Source organism: Pseudomonas poae RE*1-1-14, assembly GCF_000336465.1.
Classification (GTDB): Bacteria; Pseudomonadota; Gammaproteobacteria; order Pseudomonadales; family Pseudomonadaceae; genus Aquipseudomonas; species Aquipseudomonas poae.
In genome coordinates this window covers 3,191,327-3,213,187 of sequence record NC_020209.1, presented here as the reverse complement: position 1 = coordinate 3,213,187, position 21,861 = coordinate 3,191,327, and the positions used below count along the sequence as shown (strand labels likewise).

Here is a 21,861-nt window from a genome sequence, read left to right as displayed (position 1 = left end):
CAAGGTGGGAGGGGGCAAGCCCCCTCCCACATTTAGAGCACCGGCGCTGCCGCCATCACTTTAGGCTGGCGATACAGGTCAAGCAGCACCTGGTCCAGCACCGACGAGGCGCCCCACGGCTTCGGATCGTTGAGGATCGCCACCACCGCCCAGGTGTAGCCGTTATTGTCGCGACTGAACCCGGCAATCGCGCGCACGGTGTTCAGGGTGCCGGTCTTGACGTGGGCTTCGCCGCGCATGGCGGTGGTCTTCAAGCGTTTACGCATGGTGCCGTCGGTGCCGGCAATCGGCAGGGAACTGATGTATTCGGCGGCATACGGGCTTTTCCACGCGGCCTGCAACATGGTGGCCATTTCGCGGGCGCTGACGCGTTCGGCGCGGGACAGGCCGGAGCCGTTCTCCATCACCAGGTGCGGCGCGGTGATGCCTTTCTTCGCCAGCCACTGGCGCACCACACGCTGCGCGGCCTTGGCATCGTCGCCATCGGCATCGTTGCGAAATTGCGCGCCCAGGCTCAGGAACAACTGCTGGGCCATGGTGTTGTTACTGTATTTGTTGATGTCACGGATGATTTCCGCCAGGTCCGGCGAGAATGCGCGGGCCAGTACCTTGGCGCTTTTGGGCACAGGCGCCTGGATGTCACGGCCCTGGATACTGCCCCCCAACTCTTTCCAGATGGCGCGCACGGCGCCGGCGGTGTAGGTGGCGTGGTCGAGCAGCGACAGGTAGGTCTGCGAGCTGCAGCCATCGGCCAACTGGCCGCTGACGGTCACGGTGACGCTGCCATCGGCGGCGCTGACCGGGTTGTAGCGCACATCGCCGGTGCACTGCTTGGCGTTGGAAACCTTGACCTGGTTATCGATACGGATGGTGGCAATCGGCGGCTCGACCGAGACGATCACCCGTCCCCCATCGTTACGCGTGACAAAGCGCAGGGCCTTGAGGTTGACCAGCAACGCGTCGGGCTTGACCAGAAACGGTTTGTTCTCGTCGTTGCCGTCGTCATTGAACTCGGGCAGCAGCGGCTGGTTGAAGAAACTGCGGTCCAGCACCAGGTCGCCGGTGACTTGCTGCACGCCATTGGCCCGCAGGTCGCGCATCAGCAGCCAGAGTTTTTCCATGTTCAGCTTGGGGTCGCCGCCGCCCTTGAGGTACAGGTTGCCATGCAACACGCCACCGCTGAGGGTGCCGTCGGTGTAGAACTCGGTTTTCCACTGATGGTTGGGCCCCAGCATTTCCAGGGCCGCATAGGTGGTGACCAGCTTCATGGTGGAGGCGGGGTTCACTGAGACGTCGGCGTTGAATACAGTCGGCGTGCCCGGGCCGTTGAGCGGAATCATTACCAGGGACAGGGCGGTGTTTTGCAGCTTGGCTTTCTGCAGCGCTTGCGCCACGTTGGGCGGCAGGCTGTTATTGACGGGGGCGGCGGTGGCGGAAAAGGCCAGTGGCAGGAGCAGACCGGCGAGTAACAATGGACGCAAAGATTTGATCATAAAAAATAGAACCCTGCTGCTGAGGAGGGTGAAAAAGGCGAGGGGAACGTAAGAAAATCCCTCAGTGATCATGAAAGTGTCGGCATTATGCCCCAAGGTCGCGCCACTTGTAGCTGAACGATAGCTGGAAATCGGCGTTTTTTTGCAGGCACGGCGTTGCTTTCACGGCAGCGTCAGCGGTGAGTTCATCGATTGAGTGATTTTGAACGGTTGTCCGGTGACTGAGACGTCACGGGCGTGGAGCACCAGAGCAGGGGCTCGCGTAAACAAACAGGGCCATCACGAGGATGGCCCTGAGGACAATCAGGCAACCGGATTGATCGGCTTTTCCGGGTACCAGACGTCCAGCAACGGGCTGACTTCAGCTTTGGTCAGTTCGTCGCGGGATTTGAGCCAGGCTTCAACCTTGGCGCGCTGCTCTTCGCTGACCGAGCCACGCTTCTGCAGGCAGACCAGACCGTAGTCGTCACCGCCGACATAGCCCAGACCGTTGGCTTCCATGGCTTCTTTGAGGAATGCGTCGAGAAATGCATCGATTGCATCGTCAGCCAGGTCTTTCTTGAATTCCAGGTTCAGTTCGAAACCCAATTCCTGGAACTCGTCCACACACAGTTTTTTGCGCAGACGCTGGGAGCGGTTAGTGGCCATGAAACATTCCTCTTAATAAATAACGGTGCGCACTTTACCAGCTAATAGACGCGGCCGCCTCACGGCGTTAAGCAAACCCTCATCCGCTTCATCGGTAAAGTCTGCCGGGGCAGGCCTGTTAAACGGTGGTTTGTGTCAGTCAGCCGGTATTTTTCGCCGTATATGCATGGCTTCATGGTGGTGTAATAAATCCATGCTGCCGCGATGCCAGAGCCCCCACGACCGACCTTGACGGAAACCCGCCCATGCCAGCTCCCCTGATTCCTGTAGAAACTTCGCCAGACCTGCCGACGGACGCCGATGTGGTCGTGATCGGCGGCGGCATCATCGGTGCCTTTACCGCCTATTACCTGGCCAAGCGCGGGATGAAAGTCGCGCTGGTGGAAAAGGGCCGTATCGGCGCTGAACAATCGAGCCGCAACTGGGGTTGGTGCCGCCAGCAGAATCGCGATGCGCGCGAGCTGCCGATGGCCACCAAGAGCCTGGAGCTGTGGTCACAGTTCGCCGCCGAAACCGGCGAGCAGACCGGTTTCACGCGCTGCGGCCTGCTTTACCTGAGCAATGATGAAAAGGAAATCGACGGCTGGGCGCGCTGGGGCGAGTTCGCCCGTTCGGTCAACGTCGAGACCCATATGCTCACCGCGCAGCAAGCCGCTGAACGGGGTCAGGCCACCGGCAAGCAATGGAAGGGCGGGGTCTACGCGCCCACCGACGGCATTGCCGACCCGTCCCGCGCAGCGCCTGCGGTCGCGCGCGCGATTATGGCGCTGGGCAGCACGGTGCATCAGGACTGCGCCGTGCGCGGGCTGGAGACCGAGGGCGGGCGACTGTCGGGTGTGGTGACCGAGAAGGGCACCATCCGTACCCGTCTCGCGGTGCTGGCTGCCGGTGCCTGGGCGTCGTCGTTCTGCCGTCAGTACGGCATTCGTTTTCCCCAGGCGACCATTCGGCAAACAGTGCTGCGCGTATCGCCGCCCAATCAGGAACTGCCGAGCGCGCTGCACACCACCCAGGCCTCGATGACCCGCCGCTTTGATGGCAGCTATACGCTGGCCATCAGCGGGCGCGGGCGAGTTGACCCGACGCCGCAGTTGCTCAGCTTTGCACCGCAGTTTTTACCGATGTTTCAGCGTCGCTGGCGCAACCTGGCGGTGGGTGGCTTCGAGGGCGCGCGGGCAGGGCATGAGAGCTGGAAGCGCTGGCGTCTGGATGAGCCGACGCCAATGGAAAAGATGCGGATTCTGGATCCCACGCCGGATGCGGCGGCGGTGAAACTGACCTATGCGCGCGCGACGCAACTGATGCCGGCCTTTAAAGAATCTTCGGTAACAGCGGCGTGGGCGGGGTATGTGGACAGTACACCTGATGGAGTGCCCGGCATTGGGGAAATGGCCAGCTTGCCAGGGTTGGTGTTGGCAGCGGGGTTCAGTGGACATGGCTTTGGGATCGGGCCAGGGGCAGGGCATTTGATTGCGGATATTGTGAGTGGAGCGCGGCCGATTGTGGATCCGGAGCCTTATCACCCGGATCGGTTTAAGTCGTCGGCTTGGGGGAAGGTGGCGGACTTTTAATGTGTTGGGGGGGTGTACATATCCGTTGCCGCCATCACCGCGGCAGGCGATATGGCGGCTGTGCGCGGGATACCTCTGGGTATGCCGGGTCCTTTGGTGCTGTTCACCGTCAAGGACGGCATCCCACCCAGGACCTGTTGGTCAACCTCAGCGAATCACTGGCCTGCGACTTTGCCTTCGACCTGGAAAGTACGCGGCGCGAATGTGCATTGGGTATTGCACAGCTGATTGAAGTGTCACGCTTGCTGGCCGAGCGCGTGCTGGATGATGTTTCAAGAGCCGCCCGTCCTTAGAACCCACCGGTATGGGGGAGTGAGCGCGATCAACTGTGGGAGACAGCGGCAAGTCTTCGACTTAGCGCTGTCGCGCAGCAAACTGTAACCTCTGTGGCGAGCGGGCTTGCCCCGCGTTGGGGTGCGAAGCGCCGCCAATCAAGGAAAATGCGGTGTACCTGACACTGCCCGGAGCATGGTTTTGGGGCTGCTGCGCAGCCCAACGCAGGACAAGCCTGCTCGCCACAGGAATGTGTCCTGAAGTTTGATGTTGTAAATCAATATCTTATTTTGGGTTTGATAAAAGCTGGCTTGCCTGCGAAGGCATCGGCTGGGTCTGCCTGAAGGATTGAGGTGTCTGCATCGCAGGCAAGCCAGCTCCCACAAAAAAGCGAATCGACCAGATCCTGCTTTTGCCCTGTTTTTAATCTTGATCTCACGCGCCCCGTCAACCGCGCTGGCCTCACGCAGGCTTGAATCCGTTGCTAACCCGGCAGGACGCCGGGTTAGCCGCGCTGGTCCAAGGATGGCGCATCCTTAACTACCAAACCCAACAATCGCCTTGATCTCCAGATACTCCTCAAACCCCACCACTCCATATTCCCGTCCATTCCCCGAGCGCTTGTACCCGCCAAACGGCGCCATCGGATCCCACGCCGGGTGATTCAAGTGCACCTGCCCCGCGCGAATACGCAACGCCACCGCACGGGCGGCCTGCAGATCCTGCCCCTGCACGTGTGCGCCCAGCCCGTACACCGTGTCATTGGCAATGGACACCGCTTCATCCACCGTGTCATACGCGATGATACAAAGCACCGGCCCGAAAATTTCCTCCTGGGCGATACGCATGCGGTTCTCCACCTCGGAGAACACCGTCGGCCGCGTGTAAAAGCCGTTATCAAAACCTGCCGCACGCCCCGGGCCCCCACACACCAGTTTCGCCCCTTCGTCGATACCGGCCTCGATCATCACTTGCACACGCTCGAACTGCGCCTGATTGGCAATCGGCCCCAGCACCGTATCGTCCGATGACGGGTCACCCACGATGATCGCGTTGGCCGTCGCCGCCGCGAGTGCTTCGACTTCGGCCAACCGCGCCCTCGGCACGATCATCCGCGTCGGCGCGCTGCACGACTGGCCCACGTTGCGAAACGCCGACATCACCCCCAATGGCACCACCTTGGCAAAGTCCGCATCGGGCAGCATCACGTTCGGCGATTTTCCGCCCAGTTCCTGGGTCACGCGTTTGACCGTCGGCGCGGCAGCCTGCGCCACCAAAGCGCCGGCGCGGTTGGAGCCGGTGATGGAAATCATGTCGATGTCAGGGTGCGCCGCCATCGCCGCGCCCACCTCGTGGCCGCTGCCGTTGACCAGGTTGAACACCCCCGGCGGCAGGCCGGCATCGTGCACCAATTGGGCGAACAGCAGCGCGCTCAGTGGCGACAATTCGCTGGGTTTGAGCACCACGGTGCAGCCGGCGGCAATCGCCGGCGCGACCTTGGCAGTGATCTGGTACAGCGGCCAGTTCCACGGCGTGATCAGCGCACACACGCCGATAGGCTCGCGTTCGATGGCGGTGCTGCCTTCGAGCGTGTGAAAGCGGTAGCTCGCCAACAGATCACGCGCCACCCGCACATGCTCGGCCGCCAGCGGCACCTGCATGGCGCGGGCAAAACCGATGGCGGCGCCCATTTCCAGAGACAGCGCCTGGGCCAGTTGCTCTTTGCGCTCCAGAATCAACTCGTGGATTTTCCCCAGCACCACGGCGCGCGCCGCCGGGGCGGTGGCCGACCAGCCGGGAAACGCCGCACGCGCCGCAGCGACGGCGCGGTCGACATCTTCGCCGGAGCCGCGTGCCACCTGCGCGGCGACCTCTTCGGTGGCCGGGTTGATCACCGCCAGGCTCGCCGCAACGGCGGGCGCAACCCAGCGGCCATCGATATAGAACTTGTCCGCCGTGTGCGCATCGACGCTGTAGCGGTTCGAAGAGTGTGTAGTCATTCAACGGGCTCCCTGGAGCGATAACAGCTTATTTCACCGCGTAAATCTTGCGCACATACACCGAGCCGCGCCAGGCACAGGGCGCGCCTTTGGCGACGAATACGGTGTCGCCGGGGTTGACCGTCGTGTCCACGCCATCGGCGTCCTGCAACGTCATGCTGCCTTCGATCAGGTACATCAACTCATGCAGCTTGTGCGGGCGACCGTGACGGGCATAGGGCGTTGAATCCCAAATGCCCACACGCAGCTCGGTGCTTTCATCGTCGAAAAGGTTGTTGGCGCGGCATTGCGGCGCGGGGCCGATCAAAATCTGGGCATCGGGCGCGGCGGACGGATTGAGCGGGGTGCGCGGATCGAGCCAGGTGAGGCCGGGACGCAGCGGCGCGTCGGTCAGGTTCAGCGCGCAGAAGGCCCACGCGCTACCGGGGCTCGCCTGCAGGGTGAGGCGCGTGCCCCGGCCGATCACGGCGCTGTCGCCGACCCCCAGCTCCAGGGTCTGCTCGGCGCTGTGCAGCAGGACGGAACCGGCTTGCACCACCAGCGTTTCGCTGTAGGGGAAATCGTCGATCACAGCTTCACCGCTGAACGCGACGCGCCCGGCGGACACGCCGTCGTCACTCTGCCAGGCGATCTGGCGGGCGTCGCCGAACGGGTCGAGCGCGTTCAGCGCTGCGTGGCGAAAGGGGGTATCAACGGCGCTGCCATCAGCGCGGGCGAGCATCAGAATACGGGGAGAGGACATGGGTAAGGCTCCAGGAAAAAATCAACCGACCGCTTGGGTGATCAGGGCAAACAGGTGGACGTCGCCGCTGGCCTTGGGCGGTGTGCCCTTGGCCATGCGGGCGACGGTGTCGACGCACTTGAGACCGGCCTGTTCGAGCCAGTCGCCGAGGCCGCACTCGGCCGGAATGTCGATACGCACGAAGGCGTCCGGCACCTGTTCCATCAGCGTGGTGATCAGGTGTTTGGCCTGTTCTAGGGTTTCGGCCACCACCGGGCCGATGCAGCGCCCGCGACCGAACGGGCGCAGCAGCGCAAACCCGCGCAACTGGCCGTCGCGTTCGATGCCCACGGCGTGTTCCACCTGCAGGTCGCGCAGGATTTCACGGCGGTCCAGGCCGCTGCCGGCGTTGGCCAGGGCGATCACGGTGGCGTGATCGTCGGCCGTCAACGGGCGACAGTGTTCACCCTCGGCCAGCGCGGTCTGCTCGGGCACCTGCACCTGGCCTTGGTGTTGCTGTATATGGCCGAACTCGACAAAACCCTGACTGGCATACAGCGGCGCGCCGGCCACGGTTGCGTTGAGCAAAGGCGTGTGCGCATCGCAGGCCTTCAATGCCAGCTCCATCAAGCGCCGGCCAATGCCACGGCCCTGATAATCGTCGCTGACGATCACCAGGCCGATGGTGGCGTAGTCGCCCTGAGGGCAGGCGAATGCGGTGCCGATCAGGCGCTCGCCGTCGAGTACCACAAAGCCGTCACTGACCCGCTGCAACATCGCCCAGTCTTCCTGGCGATGGGGCCATTTGAGTTGCACCGACAGGGCATGGGCGGCCGGCAAGTCGGCCACCGTCATCGAGCGATAGAAGAAATCAGTGTGTGGCTGGGCTGCCATGGCGGGTCTCCGTTGAGCAGAAGGGGGAGCATCATTGGAATGCCTGTATCCCACCTGTTTTCAGGGCTGGCAAGAGGGCGCGCAGTATTCGGCAGATTTGCGATGCAGGAGGGTCGCACCACCATAGTTACTACTAAATTGGAGGCGGCGCTCAGCAGCAAATGCGTTGCCGTGCGCAGGGCTGTTCATGGCCGCGTCAGCGTGCAGCATCAAGTACGGAGGCTCACCACACTTTCTGCCGCTCGCCAGCCCCATTCTTGAGCCTTCATCCCATAAAAGGGCCATTAAGGCGCATGAATACGGGCTTTGCCCAAGGCTTGTGCGCGCCGCAAACTCTGCTGGCGCTGACGCTAAAAACGGTGCTTTGTATTGAGGTGCGGGCGTTTTTGACGCCATCTGCTGATTTCACAGTGTTGTAATGAAGCTGTGTTGCACAGGGCTGACGCGCCGCCAGAGCCGCGAACGCTTGGCCACATTCCACTGACTCCAGGACTCCACGCCATGAGCTTTCTTCGTCCCAAATTCATTACGTTCGACTGCTACGGTACGCTGACCAACTTTCACATGGGCACCCTGACCCGCGAGCTGTTTGCCGACCGCGTCACGCCCGAGCAGATGGAGCAGTTCGTCAAGGACTTCACCGCCTACCGCCTCGACCAGGTGATGGGCGACTGGCGGCCCTACGATGAAGTGCTCAAGACCGCCCTGGCCCGTACCTGCAAGCGCTGGGGCATTGAGTACCGCGAAGAAGGCCAGCTGTATTACGACGCCGTGCCGACCTGGGGTCCCCATGCCGACGTGCCGGCGGGCCTGTCGAAGATCGCCGACAAGATTCCCCTGGTGATTTTCTCCAATGCCATGGACAGTCAGATCATGTCCAACGTCGACAAGCTCGGCGCACCTTTTCACAAAGTGTTCACCGCCCAACAGGCGCAGGCCTACAAGCCACGCCTGCGGGCATTCGAATTCATGCTCGACAACCTGGGCTGCGGTCCGGAAGACATCTTGCATGTGTCGTCCAGCTTCCGTTATGACCTGATGCCGGCCCATGACATGAAGATCAAGCACAAGGCCTTCGTCGCCCGTGGGCATGAAGTGCCGGCCAATGCTGCCTATGGTTATCAGCAGATTACCGATATCGGCGGTTTGCCTGGCCTGGTGGGTTTGTAAAACGAACGTTTTCTGCGCGCGAGGTTAGACATGGGCAGTGAATCCTATTGGCTCGACACCGCACCGGCCTTCACCGGCGCACAGTCGGGCGACTTGCCCCGGCAGGTCGATGTGGCGGTCATCGGTGGCGGGTTCACCGGGCTGTCGGCTGCCCGTGCACTGGCCATGCGCGGCGCCAGTGTGGTGGTGCTGGATGCCGGGCGGGTGGTCGGCGAAGCGTCGGGGCGCAACGGCGGGCAGTGCAACACCGGCGTGGCCCAGGACTACGCCGGGCTGCACGCCAGCCTCGGGGCCGAGCGGGCGCGCGCTTATTACCAGGCCTATGAAAGCGCTGTGCACACGGTGGTGTCGTTGGTCGAGCAGGAGCAGATCGCCTGCGACCTGGTGCGCAACGGCAAGCTCAAGCTGGCGGCCAAGCCCTTGCATTACGAGGGACTGGCACGTACCTGTGAGCTGATTCGCCGTGAGGTGGACGCCGATGTTGAATTGCTCGACGCCGGGCAGGCCCGTGCTGAAGTCAATTCAGCGCAGTTTCACGGCGGCCTGCTGCAGCGCAACGGCGTGCAGATGCACATCGGGCGCTTCGGTGTCGGCCTGGCCGAAGCCGCCGCGCGACGTGGCGCGATGATTCACGAGCACACCCTGGTCAACGACTGGAAGGCGCAAGCCGGTGGCTATCAGGTCAACACCGCCAAGGGCTCGTTGCACGCCGGCCAGGTGCTGCTGGCCAGCGGCGCCTGCCAGCACGGCGGCCTGGGCTGGTATCGCCGACGCATTGTGCCGGTGGGCAGCTTTGTGATCGTCACCGAGGTATTGCCCCAGGCACTGATCGACCAGCTGTTGCCGCAGCACCGTGCCTACGTCACCAGCCGCATGATCGGCAATTATTTTCGCCTGACCCCGGACAACCGCCTGCTGTTCGGCGGGCGTGCGCGGTTTGCCATGTCCAACAGTGTGTCCGACGCCAAGAGCGGCAAGGTGCTGCAAGCGGCGATGGTGAACATGTTCCCGCAACTGGCGGATGTGAAGATCGACTATTGCTGGGGCGGCCTGGTGGACATGACCTCCGACCGCCTGCCACGCGCCGGCCAGCATGGCGGCGTGTTTCACTCCATGGGCTACAGCGGCCATGGCGTGCAGATGTCGGTGCACATGGGCCAGTTAATGGCCGAGGTGATGGCCGGCAATGTGGCGGCCAACCCATGGCGCGAACTCGAGTGGCCGGCGATCCCGGGCCATTTCGGCACACCCTGGTTCCTGCCGTTCGTGGGCGCCTATTACCGCTTCCAGGATTATTTGCATTGAAGCGCCACAGTTGACTCACCGTCGTTTGCGTTTCCAGGACGCTCCGGATATCCGTGAGCACTCGAATCTTTAGATCTTCGACAGGTAGCCTTGCCATGACAGACAACAAGAACACGCCCGAACTCATTTCCGGTGCAGAAAGCCTGCGGGTATTTGAAGGCCTCAACCGCGGCATGTCGCGCCGCAACGCCCTGCAGATGCTTGGCGTCGCCGGTGTCGCGGCGGCGGGCGCGGGCAGCCTGTTCGGCGCTGCCGGCAAGCTGTGGGCCGATGACGCGCCGGTGGCCGGCAAGGGCAAGCCTGGCGGTAAAATTCGCGTGGCCAGCGTGGCCAGCTCCACCGCTGACACCCTCGACCCGGCCAAGGGCGGCCTGTCTACCGACTACGTGCGCCAGTACATGTTCTACAACGGCCTGACCCGTTTCGACGTGCACATGGTGCCGCAACTGGAACTGGCCGAACGCATCGACAATACCGACGCCACGCTGTGGACCATCACCCTGCGCAAGGAGGTCACCTTCCACAACGGCAAGCCACTCACCGCCGCCGACGTGGTGTATTCCCTGAATCGGCACAAGGACCCGGCAATCGGCTCCAAAGTCATGGCGCTGGTGGCGCAGTTCGAGGAGATCAAAGCCAGCGGTCCGAACGAGGTGCAGATTCGCCTCGGCGCGCCGAATGCCGAGCTGCCCTCGATCCTTGCCGTGTCGCACTTGCTGATCGTGCCTGAAGGCACCACCGACTTCAGCCAGGGCATCGGCACCGGGCCGTTCAAGGTCAAGGAATTCAAACCGGGCGTGCGTTCGGTGGCCGTGCGCAACCCCAACTACTGGAAACCCGGCCTGCCATACCTGGACGAGATCGAAGTCATCGCCATCAGCGATGAACCGTCGCGGGTCAATGCGTTGCTGTCGGGCGATGTGCACGCGATCAACCAGGTCGACCCGCGCTCCACTACGCGGATCAAGGCCAGCGCTGGCCATCAATACGTCGATTCGCCCTCGGGCAACTACACCAACCTGATCATCCGCCAGGACCAGATGCCGGGCAAAAGCCCGGAGTTCACCCAGGCCATGAAATGCCTGCTGGACCGTGAACAGGTCAAGTCCGCAGTGTTCCGCGGGTTTGCCGTGGTGGGTAACGATCACCCGATTGCGCCCGGTTCGCGCTATTACAACGCCGACCTGCCACAGACCGTGTACGACCCGGAGAAGGCGCGCTTCCTGCTGAAAAAGGCCGGCATGGAAAGCATCACCATGCCGCTCGCCGCTTCGCCCGCCGCGACCTCCTCGGTGGACATCGCCGTGCTCTTGCAGCAATCGGCGAAACAGGCCGGCCTCAAGCTCGACGTCAACCGCCTGCCCAGCGACGGCTACTGGTCCAACCACTGGATGAAGCACCCGTTGAGCTTCGGCAACATCAACCCACGGCCGAATGCCGACGTGATGTTCTCGCAGTTCTTCCAGTCCAAGGCGCCGTGGAACGAGTCCGGCTGGCAGAACGAGCAGTTCGATCAGTTACTGTTGCTGGCGCGCGCCGAAACCGACGAGGCCAAGCGCGGCAAGATGTACGCCGACATGCAGACCCTGGTGCATGACCATTGCGGCATCGGCGTGCCGGTGTTCATCAGCAACATCGATGGTGTCGACCAGCGCCTGAAGGGGTATAGCACTCACCCGCTGGGTGGATTCATGGGTTACATGTTCGCCGAGCAGGTGTGGTTGGACGCGTGATGGGGGCTTTGCGATGAACAGCACTACACTGTGGTTGATCGGCCGGCGCCTGGGCGCTGCCGTCGTGACCTTGTTGATCGTGTCCATGGTCGTGTTCGCGATCACGGCAGTCCTGCCCGGCGATGCGGCGCAACAGGCCCTCGGCCAGTTCGCCACGCCTGAACAGGTGGCGGCACTGCGTCTGAAACTGGGGTTGGACCAGCCCGGTGTATTGCGCTACCTGCACTGGTTGATGAGCCTGCTCACCGGCGATCTGGGTATGTCGGTGTCCAGCGCAATGCCGGTGAGTGAATTAATGGGCGGGCGGGTACCCAACACCCTGATGCTGGCGGCCACTACGGCGCTGGTTTCGGTGCCGGTGGCCCTGTTGCTCGGCATCGGTTCGGCGATGGCCCGAGGCGGGCGCATCGACAACATCCTGAGCTTCGTCACCCTGGCCATGGTCGCGGTGCCGGAGTTTCTGGTGGCGACCCTGGCGGTGCTGATCTTCGCGGTGAACCTGGGGTGGCTGTCGTCGCTGTCCTACGCCAGCGATATCAGCTCGCCGTGGGAGTTCATGCGCACCTATGCCTTGCCGGTGATGACGCTGTGCTGCGTGATCGTCGCGCAAATGGCGCGCATGACCCGCGCGGCGGTGATCGACCAGCTCGACAGCCCCTACGTGGAAATGGCGCGGCTCAAAGGCGTCGGCCCGATCCGCATCGTGCTGCGCCATGCCTTGCCCAATGCCATCGGCCCGATCGCCAACGCCATCGCCCTGAGCCTGTCGTACCTGTTGGGCGGCGTGGTGATCGTCGAAACCATCTTCAACTACCCGGGCATTGCCAGCCTGATGGTCGATGCGGTGACCAACCGCGACATGGCGCTGGTGCAAGCCTGCACCATGCTGTTCTGCACCGCTTACCTGAGTCTGGTGCTGATCGCCGACCTCTGCGCAATCCTCTCCAACCCGAGGCTGAGAAACCAATGAACACGCTCATTGCGAAGTCCAAGCCTGCATCCTCCGCCCTGGCACTGGCCAAAGTCTCCAACGGCCCGTCCTGGCTGGGGCTGGCCGGTGCGCTGATTTGCGTCGCCTGGCTGCTGTTGGCGCTGGTGGGCCCCTGGCTGGCGCCGCACCCGGTGGGTGAAGTGGTGTCCGATAACGTCTTCGACGGCTTCAGCCTGGCGCACCCGTTTGGCACTGATTACCTGGGTCGCGACATGCTCAGCCGGGTCATGGTCGGCGCACGTTTCACCGTCGGCCTGGCGCTGGTGGCAGCCGTACTCGCCAGCACCCTGGGCACGCTGTGTGCGTTGGTGTCGGTGGTGTCGCCCAAGTGGCTGGACGAAATCATCAGCCGCATCATGGACGCCTTCATTTCCATCCCGAGCAAAATGCTCGCGCTGATCATGGTGTCGGCCTTCGGCTCGTCGGTGACCCTGCTGATCTGCACGGCGGTCATCAGCTACATCCCCGGATCGTTCCGCGTGGCCCGCAGCATGGCGGTGAACATTGAGGCGCTGGAATACGTGCAGGTCGCCCGCACCCGTGGCGAGCGCCGTTTGTACGTGGCGTGCCGGGAAATCCTGCCGAACATCCTCAACCCGGTGCTCACCGACCTCGGCCTGCGGTTCGGTTACATCGTACTGTTGCTGGCCGGCATGAGTTTTCTCGGCCTCGGCGTGCAGCCACCCGACGCCGACCTCGGCTCGCTGGTGCGCGAAAACATCGGCGGCCTCAGCCAGGGCGCGCTGGCTATCGTTATTCCGGCGTTGGCCATCGGCACCCTGACCATCGGCGTGAATCTGTTGATCGACTACCTGTCTTCCAGACGTAGCCGACGCACCGGAGGCCATTGAAATGACTGAATTGATTCGTGTCGAAGACTTGCGCGTGGTCGCCTGTGGCGAACGCGGCGAGGTGGAAATCGTCAAGGGCGTGAGCTTTGCCCTGGAACAGGGCCAGGTGCTGGCGCTGATCGGCGAGTCCGGTTCCGGCAAGACCACCATCGCCCTGGCGCTGTTGGGCTATGCGCGCAGTGGTTGCCGGTTGTCCGGCGGCGTGGTGCGCGTGGGCGAGCACGACATGCTGGCGGCGAGCGAAAGCCAGTTGCAGAAACTGCGCGGCAACCGCGTGTCCTATATCGCGCAAAGTGCCGCCGCCGCGTTCAACCCGGCGAAAAAACTCATCGACCAGGTGGTGGAGGGAGCCTTGATCCATGGCCTGGGCAGCCGCGTCGAGCTGGAGGCCAAAGCGGTCGGCCTGTTCCGCGACCTGTCATTGCCAGACCCGGAAACCATCGGCCAACGTTACCCGCACCAAGTGTCGGGCGGGCAGTTGCAGCGGGTAATGGCGGCCATGGCGCTGATCAGCGACCCGTTGCTGGTGGTGCTCGACGAACCCACCACGGCGCTGGACGTGACCACCCAGATCGACGTGCTGCGCGCGTTCAAGCGTGTGGTGCGCGAGCGCGGCGCCACGGCGGTGTACGTGTCTCACGACCTGGCGGTGGTGGCGCAGATGGCCGACCGCATCGTGGTGCTCAATGACGGACAGATCCTTGAACAAAGCGACACCGCGCCGCTGCTGTTGGCACCGGCCCATGACTACACGCGCAGCCTGCTTGCGGCCGCGCGACCCGACGCGACGATTCGCCCGCCCAGCGGCATTGCTGAAGACGCACCGCTGCTGACCATCAGCGGCCTGACGGCCGGCTACGGCAACAAGAACGCCCAGGGCATGCCGCTGATCCGTGTGCTCGAAGGCATTGACCTCACCGTACGCCGTGGCCAGGCGATCGGCGTGATCGGCGAGTCCGGCTCGGGCAAATCCACCCTGGCGCGGGTGGTCGCGGGCCTGCTGACGCCGGCTCTGGGCGGCCTCACGTTCGACGGTCAGCCCCTCGGCGGCCGCTTGTCCGAGCGCACGCCGGAGCAGTTTCGACGCATTCAGATGGTGTTCCAGAACGCCGACACCGCGCTCAACCCGATGCACAGCGTCGGCGCCATCATCGGTCGCCCGCTGAAAATGTATTTCGGTCTCAAGGGCGCGGCGTTGCGCGAGCGCACCCATGAACTGCTCGACCTGGTGCGCCTGCCGCACGCCCTGGCCGAGCGGCGCCCCAGCGAGTTGTCCGGTGGGCAGAAGCAGCGGGTCAACCTGGCCCGGGCGCTGGCCGCCAAACCGGACCTTATCCTTTGCGATGAAGTGACCTCGGCCCTGGACACCGTGGTCGGCGCGGCGATTCTTGAGCTGCTGCGCGACCTGCGCCAGCAACTGGGCGTGTCCTACCTGTTTATCAGCCACGACATCTCCACCGTGCGCGCGCTGTGTGACGACATCGTGGTGATGTACAGCGGCCACAAGGTGCAGGCCGGCAGCCGCGAGTCGTTTGCCGCGCCGCCGTTCCATCCCTACACCGACCTGCTGATTCATTCGGTGCCTGAGTTGCGCCAGGGCTGGCTGGAAACCTGCGGCGCCACCAGCGGCACCTTGCCGCCGGTGGGCGCGCGAGCCGCCGTGCCGGAGCTGTGCACCTTTCTCAACCGTTGCCCGGTGCGTATCGACGGCGTATGTAATCGCGTCGCCCCCAGCCGCCACTCCCTGGACAATGGCAGTGAAATGCTCTGCCACCATGACGGCGCCCAATTGATCAAGACCCAGCGTGGCCTCGTCGTGGAAACCAGCGGAGCCTACGCATGAGCCGATATTTTGCCCTGCAACGGAGCCAGTCCTTATGAAACCGCGCGTACTGGAGATCCTGAAAAAACTGATGGCGTTCGACACCGTGTCGTCCGAGTCGAACATGGCTTTGATCGAGTACGTGCGCGACCTGCTGCTGACCCAGGGCATCGAGTCGCTGATCGTCAAGGATGCGAGCGGCAAGAAGGCCAACCTGTTCGCCAGCACCGGGCCTGAGGTGCGGCCCGGCGTGCTGCTGTCCGGGCACACCGATGTGGTGCCGGCGGCGGGGCAGGCCTGGACCTTCCCGCCGTTCGCCGCCACCGTGCAGGACGGGCGCATCTACGGGCGTGGCAGTTGCGACATGAAGGGCTTTATCGCGCTGGCCATCGACGCCATGCTCGATGCCGCCCATCACACCTTGAACCGCCCGTTGCAACTGGCCTTGTCCCATGACGAAGAGATTGGCTGCGTCGGCGTGCGACGCCTGCTCGATGTGCTGCACCTGGCGCCGATGCGTCCGTTTCTGTGCGTGGTCGGCGAGCCGACCAACATGCAGTTCGTGCTCGGCCACAAGGGCAAGGGCTCCTACCGCACCTATTGCCGGGGCCTGGAGGCGCACTCGTCGCTGGCGCCGCGCTCGGTCAACGCCATTCATGTCGCCTGCGACTTTATCGCCGCGCTGCGCGAGAGCCAGCAGCAGTTGCAGCGCCATGGCGCCCAGGACAGCGATTACGACGTGCCCTACAGCACCGTGCATGTCGGGCAGATTGTCGGCGGCAAGGCGCTGAACATCGTGCCCAACCTGTGCACCCTGGATTTCGAGGTGCGCAACCTGCCGGCCGACAACCTGGACCAGTTTCTGGAACAACTGCGCGAGCGCGCCGAAGTGATCGTGCAGGAGGCGAAAAAACTCTCCAGCGTGGCCGCCATCGAGATCGAAACCGTCAACACCTATCCCGGCCTCGATACGCACCCCAGCGTTGAAGCGGTGCGTTTTCTCAAGCAGTTCGCCGCGCCTGATACCGGCACGGCCAAGGTCTCGTTCGGCACCGAAGGCGGGCTGTTCAAGCAGCGCCTGGACGTGCCGGTGGTGGTGTGCGGGCCGGGTTCCATCGAGCAGGCGCACAAGCCCGACGAGTTTATCGAGATCAGTCAGATGGACGCCGGCGAGGCATTCCTGCACGGCCTGCTCGGCTCTTTGAAGGCCTAGCAGAGCCTGCCGTTGCGCGCGTAATTTCAGCACGCCACGCTGCCCACGCGACGCTTTCGGCATCCTCGTCCGCGGCACCTCCCTAGACTGGAGCGTGTCTCGGATCAGGACTCGACCATGCTGACTACTCGCTTGCAAGACCCCAGCCTTCTGGCTGAACTCGCCTACGTTGACGGCCAGTGGATCGCCGCCGCCAGCGGCTCCACCCTGGACATCCTCGACCCCGCCAATGGCGAGGTGCTCGCACGGGTGCCAGCCATGGACGCGGTGGACACCCGCCGCGCCATCGACGCCGCCGAGCGTGCCTGGCCTGCCTGGCGTGCACGCCCGGCCGCCGAACGCGCAGCACTGCTGGAGCGTTGGTATCAGGCCATGCTCGACAATCTCGAGGACTTGGCGCTGATCATGACCTGCGAGCAGGGCAAGCCGCTCAATGAAGCCCGTGGCGAGATTCGCTACGGCGCAGGCTTCGTCAAATGGTTCGCCGAAGAAGCGCGCCGGGTGTACGGCGAAACCATGCCGGCCCCCAGTGGCGACCGACGTCTGCTGACGTTGAAGCAGCCGGTGGGCGTGTGCGCCGCCATCACCCCGTGGAATTTCCCCAACGCGATGATCACCCGCAAATGCGCGCCGGCATTGGCCGCCGGTTGCCCGATCATCGTCAAGCCGTCCGACCTCACACCGCTGTCGGCCCTGGCCCTGGCGGTGCTGGCCGAGCGTGTCGGCATTCCTGCCGGCGTCTTCAATGTGATCACCGGGCTACCCGCCGGCATCGGCGCCGAGCTGACCGGCAACCCGGTGGTGCGCAAGATTTCCTTCACTGGCTCCACTGCCGTCGGCCGCCTGCTGATGCGCCAGAGTGCCGAGCACATCAAGCGCCTGAGCCTGGAACTGGGCGGCAATGCGCCGTTCGTGGTGTTTGACGACGCCGACCTTGAGCAGGCGGTGGCCGGGGTGATGATCAGCAAGTTTCGCAATGCCGGGCAAACCTGCGTGTGCGCCAACCGCATCCTGGTGCAGGCCGGCATCTATGAGCGCTTCGCCGCGCGGCTGGTAGAGGAAGTGGGCAAGCTCCAGGTGGGCAATGGGCGGGAGGAGGGTGTGACCATCGGCCCGCTGATCAACCCTGCGGCGGTGGCCAAGGTAACGCGGCATATCGAGGATGCCCTGAGCCAGGGCGCGACCTTGCTGTGCGGCGCCGTTCCCGCTGGCGACAGTCCGTTCGTGCAGCCCACGGTACTGGGCGGTGCCCATGCAGGCATGCTGCTGGCCAACGAGGAAACCTTCGGCCCGGTGGCGCCACTGATGCGTTTTACCGACGAAGCCGAGGCGCTTGCGCTGGCCAACGCCACGCCTTACGGGTTGGGCGCCTATTACTTCACTCAGAACCTGGCGCGCTCATGGCGCTTTGGTGAGGCGCTGGAGTTTGGCATGGTCGGGCTCAATACCGGGATCATCTCGATGGAGGTGGCGCCGTTTGGCGGCATCAAGCAGTCGGGGCTGGGGCGTGAGGGGAGCAAGTACGGGCTGGATGAGTATCTTGAGGTTAAGGCGTTTCATATTGGGGGGCTGGGATGACAGCTTTTTAGCGGAGTGTATCCGTTATTTGGGTCACGGCTACGTATGGTTCCGCCCTTACGGCGGGTCACTTTGGAAAAGCCGGAATGCCGGCCCAGCCCAAAGTAACCAAAGGGCTCTTGCCCCACCACTCGGCACCTCGCTTAGGCTCGGTGCCGTGGTTGAAGGGGCGCCTGAGATCAAAATCAAAAGCAAAGCAGATCAAAAGCAGTGTGATATCCAACAGACAAATGGAGATCAACTGTGGGAGGGGGCTCGCTCCCGATAGCAGTGGGTCAGCTACCAATAAGCTGACTGACACTCAGCCATCGGGAGCAAGCCCCCTCCGACATTTTGTACAGCGGTCGGCTCCAAAGCCGGAGTGAGGGCATGCCGCGCCTGGGCGAGGCACCGAGTGTTGGGGCAAGAGCCCAATACACCCATCAATACCCCTTCCCCCGATCCACCTCCCCAACCATCCGCTCCCCCCGCTCAAACCTGCGAATATTCCCCAACAACACCTCAAACGCAGTATCCGGCTGAGTCATTGCGGCAATATGCGGCGTCATCAAAATCTGCGGATGCCCCCAAAACGGATGCTCCGCCGGCGCCGGCTCCTGCTGCAGCACATCCAGCACTGCGCCGCTGAGTTGCCCGCTGGAAAGCGCCTCCAGCAGGTCCTTCTCCACCAGGTGCCCGCCGCGCCCCATGTTGATCAGCCCCGCGCCCTGCGGCAGCTGCTCAAACAAGCGGCTGTTGAGAATGCCCTGGGTCTGCTCGGTCAACGGCAACACGCACAGCAGAATGTCGCACTGGCCGAGAAACGCCGGCAGTTGTGCTTCACCCGCATAACACGTAACCCCCGGCAGTTGATGCGCGCTGCGTGCCCAACCCGACAAGGCAAACCCCAGCGGCGCGAGGGTCGCGAGGATCTGCTGCGCCTGCGCGCCCAGGCCCATCACGCCGACGCGGCGGTTGGCCGCCGGTTGCAACCGGTGCGCCTGCCAGCAGCGCGCCGTTTGTTGCTGGCGGTAGCGCAGCATGTCGCGGTGCAGGCTGAGCACGGCCCAGGTGGCGTATTCGCACATGCCCTGGGTGATGCCGGGATCGAGCAGGCGCACCACCGGCAAGTCGGCGGGCAAGCGTGCCAGGTCCAATTGGTCGACCCCGGCCGATACGGCAAACAGCACCTTCAGGTTGGGCAGCAATTGTTCAATATTGTCCGGCGCCAGCCAGGCGGCGAGGTATTCAATTTCGCTGGGGTCGCCGATGTCCGGCCAGGCGCGCCATTCGATGTCCGGCGCGTGTTCGGCGAACAAGGCCTGCCAGCGTTCGCCGCGCACGGGGTCGGATTTGTAGAGCAGGGCCATGGGCATCTCCGCAGGGCTGAAAGTAGCCATCATCATCGCGCAATGCCGGCGCAGGATCTGTTGAAACGCAGTGGAAAAACAGTCGATCCGAATTTCTCACAGGGCAAGTTCGGTGCAGTTCGTTTTTGCCAGGCCGTAATCTGAATGTCATCGCAACCACCTTCCGGTTGCCGGGCTCACCTTGGGAAATGCCATGAACAGCAGAGTCGATAAAACCCCTCATTTGCTCCGTCAGCGCGATCAATTCGTACCCCGTGGCCTGATCACCGCGCATCCGCTGGTGATTGACCGCGCCCAGGGCGCCGAACTCTGGGACGTGGAAGGCAAACGCTACCTCGATTTCGTCGGCGGTATCGGCGTGCTGAACATCGGTCATAACCACCCCAAAGTGGTCGCGGCGGTGCAGGCGCAGTTGCAGAAAGTCTCCCACGCCTGTTTCCAGGTGGTGGCCTACCAGCCTTATCTCGACCTGGCCCAACGCTTGTGCGAGATGATCGGCGGGGAAGAGGCCTACAAGGCGGCATTCTTCACGTCCGGCGCCGAGGCGGTGGAAAATGCGGTGAAGATCGCCCGCGCCCACACCAATCGTTCGGCGGTCATTGCCTTTCGCGGCGGCTTCCACGGTCGTACGTTGCTCGGCACCACACTCACTGGCATGAGCCAGCCGTACAAACAGAATTTCGGTCCGTTCGCGCCGGAGGTGTTTCACACCCCGTACCCCAACGCGTATCGCGGCATGACCAGCGAGCTGGCGCTCAAGGCGCTGGATGAATTGCTGGCCACCCAGGTTGCCCCGGACCGCGTCGCGGCGATTCTCATCGAACCGGTGCAGGGCGACGGCGGTTTCCTCGCCGCGCCGCCGGAGTTTCTCCAGGCCTTGCGCGCATTGGCTGACAAACACGGCATCGTGCTGATCCTCGATGAAATCCAGACCGGTTTCGGTCGCACCGGCAGCTGGTTCGGTTTCCAACACTCGGGCATCCAGCCCGACCTGGTTACCGTGGCCAAGAGCCTGGCCGGTGGCTTGCCGTTGTCCGGCGTGGTGGGCAAGACGCATATCATGGACGCGCCGCTGCCCGGCGGTCTGGGCGGCACCTACGGCGGTAATGCGTTGGCCTGCGCGGCGGCGTTGGCGGTGATCAGCGCGTTCGAAGAGGAACAACTACTGGCGCGCAGCCACGTGCTCGGCGAACGCCTGCGCCACGGTTTGCTCGGTTTGCAGGCGCGCTACCCGCGTATCGGTGACGTGCGTGGCACCGGCTTCATGCTGGCAATCGAGCTGGTCAAGGACGACGCGGCGCGCAGCCCGGATGCCGACCTCAATCAACGGGTGATCGACGAAGCCCGCGCCGGTGGTTTGCTGGTGATCAAGTGCGGCGTTTACCGCAACGTGCTGCGCTTCCTTGCGCCGCTGGTGACCACCGAGGCGCAGGTCGACGAAGCCGTGCAGATTCTTGACGCAGCCCTGGCACGGGTCTTGAACTGAGCCGCTACCGGCGGCGAACCCGGCTGTCGGCACCGCCCGTGACCCGTTATGGGGCGCGGGCGACCACACTGCATCATTGGAGGCGTGACCCCTCATGGGACTGACAGATTATCGAGCGTTGCTGATCGATTGTGATGGGGTGCTGGTGGACCGTGACTCGGGCGTGTTCGCCGCGTTGCAGCCGCTGCTCGACAGCCGTGGCGGGCCAGCGCCAGCCAGGGAGCAGGTGCTGGCCGAATTCAATACGGTGATCGAGGGCCTCTACCCGCGGTTTGCCGAGCTGGGCTTCAGCGGCGTGCTGTGTTTTGCCCATCGCCAGCTCGCCGAGCGCTGGGGGCTGCACGCCAGTTGGGAGGAGGGCATGAGCTTTGCGCGTTCGGCGGGCAACTGGTCGCTGTTCGAGGATGCGCCGGGGGCGATGCTGTACCTGCGCAAGTTCTATCGTCTGCTGGTGCGCGGCGACCGCGATGCCGAAGACCGTAAGCTGTTGTGCGAGCGCCTGGGCATCGAGGCGGAGCATTTCATTTCCCTGATCGAGGCTGAGCAGTGGCTTGACCGCCAAGGGGCGCAGGTAGAGCCTGTGTTGCACGTGACCCGCGCATCAGCCGGCGCCGTTCTGGCGCTGGACCGTTGCCTGATCGGCCGCAACCGCTCGCCGCAGCCCACGCCGTGTGCGGCCGATTACTGCATTAACAGCATGGCTGATCTGGTCGCTCAGCATCAGCTGTCTTTACGGCGCTGATTTTGCTAGAAGATTGCTTAC

General features: G+C 63.5%; 17 protein-coding genes and 1 pseudogene. 12 read left to right on the top strand and 6 right to left on the bottom strand.

Translation table 11 applies throughout. From position 1 onward, the window contains the following. Window positions 1–32 precede the first annotated feature (32 nt). Window positions 33–1,493 carry a D-alanyl-D-alanine carboxypeptidase/D-alanyl-D-alanine endopeptidase gene (dacB, locus tag H045_RS13815; RefSeq protein WP_015372672.1) on the bottom strand — a complete coding sequence of 487 codons (1,461 nt, stop codon included), beginning with the start codon at window positions 1,491–1,493 and terminating at the stop codon, window positions 33–35. 303 nt (window positions 1,494–1,796) lie between these two features. Then, a complete protein-coding gene (locus H045_RS13810; RefSeq protein WP_003230349.1) occupies window positions 1,797–2,141 on the bottom strand; it encodes a YggL family protein in 345 nt (114 codons plus the stop codon). A 245-nt stretch (window positions 2,142–2,386) separates the two neighbouring features. On the opposite strand from H045_RS13810, the gene H045_RS13805 reads away from it, so the two are divergent. Together H045_RS13805 and H045_RS13800 are read left to right on the top strand one after the other, a co-directional pair. Continuing rightward, window positions 2,387–3,712 (top strand): NAD(P)/FAD-dependent oxidoreductase, encoded by a 1,326-nt coding sequence (locus tag H045_RS13805; RefSeq protein ID WP_003230351.1) that lies wholly within the window; start codon window positions 2,387–2,389, stop codon window positions 3,710–3,712. Between the two features lie 51 nt (window positions 3,713–3,763). Further along, window positions 3,764–4,005 (top strand): annotated as a pseudogene (locus H045_RS13800) (DUF6124 family protein). A 516-nt stretch (window positions 4,006–4,521) separates the two neighbouring features. Here the strand turns inward: H045_RS13800 and H045_RS13795 are convergent. From H045_RS13795 to H045_RS13785, 3 genes are read right to left on the bottom strand one after another with little or no spacing between them, the layout of a single operon-like run. Continuing rightward, the gene (locus H045_RS13795) at window positions 4,522–5,985 is read right to left on the bottom strand and encodes an aldehyde dehydrogenase family protein (RefSeq protein ID WP_015372670.1); all 1,464 of its coding nucleotides are present in this window, start codon (window positions 5,983–5,985) and stop codon (window positions 4,522–4,524) included. 28 nt (window positions 5,986–6,013) lie between these two features. Continuing rightward, a complete protein-coding gene (locus tag H045_RS13790; protein ID WP_015372669.1) occupies window positions 6,014–6,727 on the bottom strand; it encodes a cupin domain-containing protein in 714 nt (237 codons plus the stop codon). 21 nt (window positions 6,728–6,748) lie between these two features. Continuing rightward, on the bottom strand, window positions 6,749–7,600 hold the full coding sequence (locus H045_RS13785; protein ID WP_015372668.1) for a GNAT family N-acetyltransferase: 852 nt from the start codon (window positions 7,598–7,600) through the stop codon (window positions 6,749–6,751). A gap of 501 nt (window positions 7,601–8,101) precedes the next feature. Between H045_RS13785 and H045_RS13780 the strand changes: the two genes are divergently transcribed. The 8 genes from H045_RS13780 (at window position 8,102) to H045_RS13745 (ending at window position 18,263) form a co-directional block, all read left to right on the top strand. Further along, window positions 8,102–8,770 (top strand): haloacid dehalogenase type II, encoded by a 669-nt coding sequence (locus H045_RS13780; RefSeq protein WP_003230364.1) that lies wholly within the window; start codon window positions 8,102–8,104, stop codon window positions 8,768–8,770. 30 nt (window positions 8,771–8,800) lie between these two features. After that, window positions 8,801–10,075 carry an NAD(P)/FAD-dependent oxidoreductase gene (locus H045_RS13775; protein WP_015372667.1) on the top strand — a complete coding sequence of 425 codons (1,275 nt, stop codon included), beginning with the start codon at window positions 8,801–8,803 and terminating at the stop codon, window positions 10,073–10,075. A gap of 95 nt (window positions 10,076–10,170) precedes the next feature. Beyond that, window positions 10,171–11,808: an ABC transporter substrate-binding protein gene (locus H045_RS13770; RefSeq protein ID WP_003230368.1), complete on the top strand. Its 1,638-nt coding sequence runs from the start codon at window positions 10,171–10,173 to the stop codon at window positions 11,806–11,808. A gap of 13 nt (window positions 11,809–11,821) precedes the next feature. Beyond that, complete coding sequence (locus H045_RS13765; protein ID WP_003230370.1) at window positions 11,822–12,778, top strand: ABC transporter permease; 957 nt, start codon at window positions 11,822–11,824, stop codon at window positions 12,776–12,778. Continuing rightward, the gene (locus tag H045_RS13760) at window positions 12,775–13,650 is read left to right on the top strand and encodes an ABC transporter permease (protein ID WP_003230371.1); all 876 of its coding nucleotides are present in this window, start codon (window positions 12,775–12,777) and stop codon (window positions 13,648–13,650) included. The genes H045_RS13765 and H045_RS13760 overlap by 4 nt, the downstream gene beginning before the upstream one ends. 1 nt (window position 13,651) lies before the next feature. Next, the gene (locus tag H045_RS13755; RefSeq protein WP_003230374.1) at window positions 13,652–15,493 is read left to right on the top strand and encodes an ABC transporter ATP-binding protein; all 1,842 of its coding nucleotides are present in this window, start codon (window positions 13,652–13,654) and stop codon (window positions 15,491–15,493) included. Window positions 15,494–15,527: 34 nt separating this feature from the next. Next, the gene (gene argE, locus H045_RS13750) at window positions 15,528–16,685 is read left to right on the top strand and encodes an acetylornithine deacetylase (protein ID WP_015372666.1); all 1,158 of its coding nucleotides are present in this window, start codon (window positions 15,528–15,530) and stop codon (window positions 16,683–16,685) included. A 117-nt stretch (window positions 16,686–16,802) separates the two neighbouring features. Continuing rightward, window positions 16,803–18,263, top strand: a complete 1,461-nt coding sequence (locus tag H045_RS13745) for an NAD-dependent succinate-semialdehyde dehydrogenase (RefSeq protein WP_015372665.1) — start codon at window positions 16,803–16,805, stop codon at window positions 18,261–18,263. A gap of 422 nt (window positions 18,264–18,685) precedes the next feature. Here H045_RS13745 and H045_RS13740 read toward each other — a convergent pair whose 3' ends face one another. Next, window positions 18,686–19,612: a 2-hydroxyacid dehydrogenase gene (locus tag H045_RS13740; RefSeq protein WP_015372664.1), complete on the bottom strand. Its 927-nt coding sequence runs from the start codon at window positions 19,610–19,612 to the stop codon at window positions 18,686–18,688. A gap of 193 nt (window positions 19,613–19,805) precedes the next feature. On the opposite strand from H045_RS13740, the gene gabT reads away from it, so the two are divergent. Together gabT and H045_RS13730 are read left to right on the top strand one after the other, a co-directional pair. Beyond that, window positions 19,806–21,098, top strand: coding sequence for a 4-aminobutyrate--2-oxoglutarate transaminase (gene gabT, locus H045_RS13735; RefSeq protein WP_003230380.1), 1,293 nt, complete (start codon window positions 19,806–19,808; stop codon window positions 21,096–21,098). A 94-nt stretch (window positions 21,099–21,192) separates the two neighbouring features. Beyond that, window positions 21,193–21,840, top strand: a complete 648-nt coding sequence (locus H045_RS13730; RefSeq protein WP_003230382.1) for an HAD family hydrolase — start codon at window positions 21,193–21,195, stop codon at window positions 21,838–21,840. Window positions 21,841–21,861: the final 21 nt, after the last annotated feature.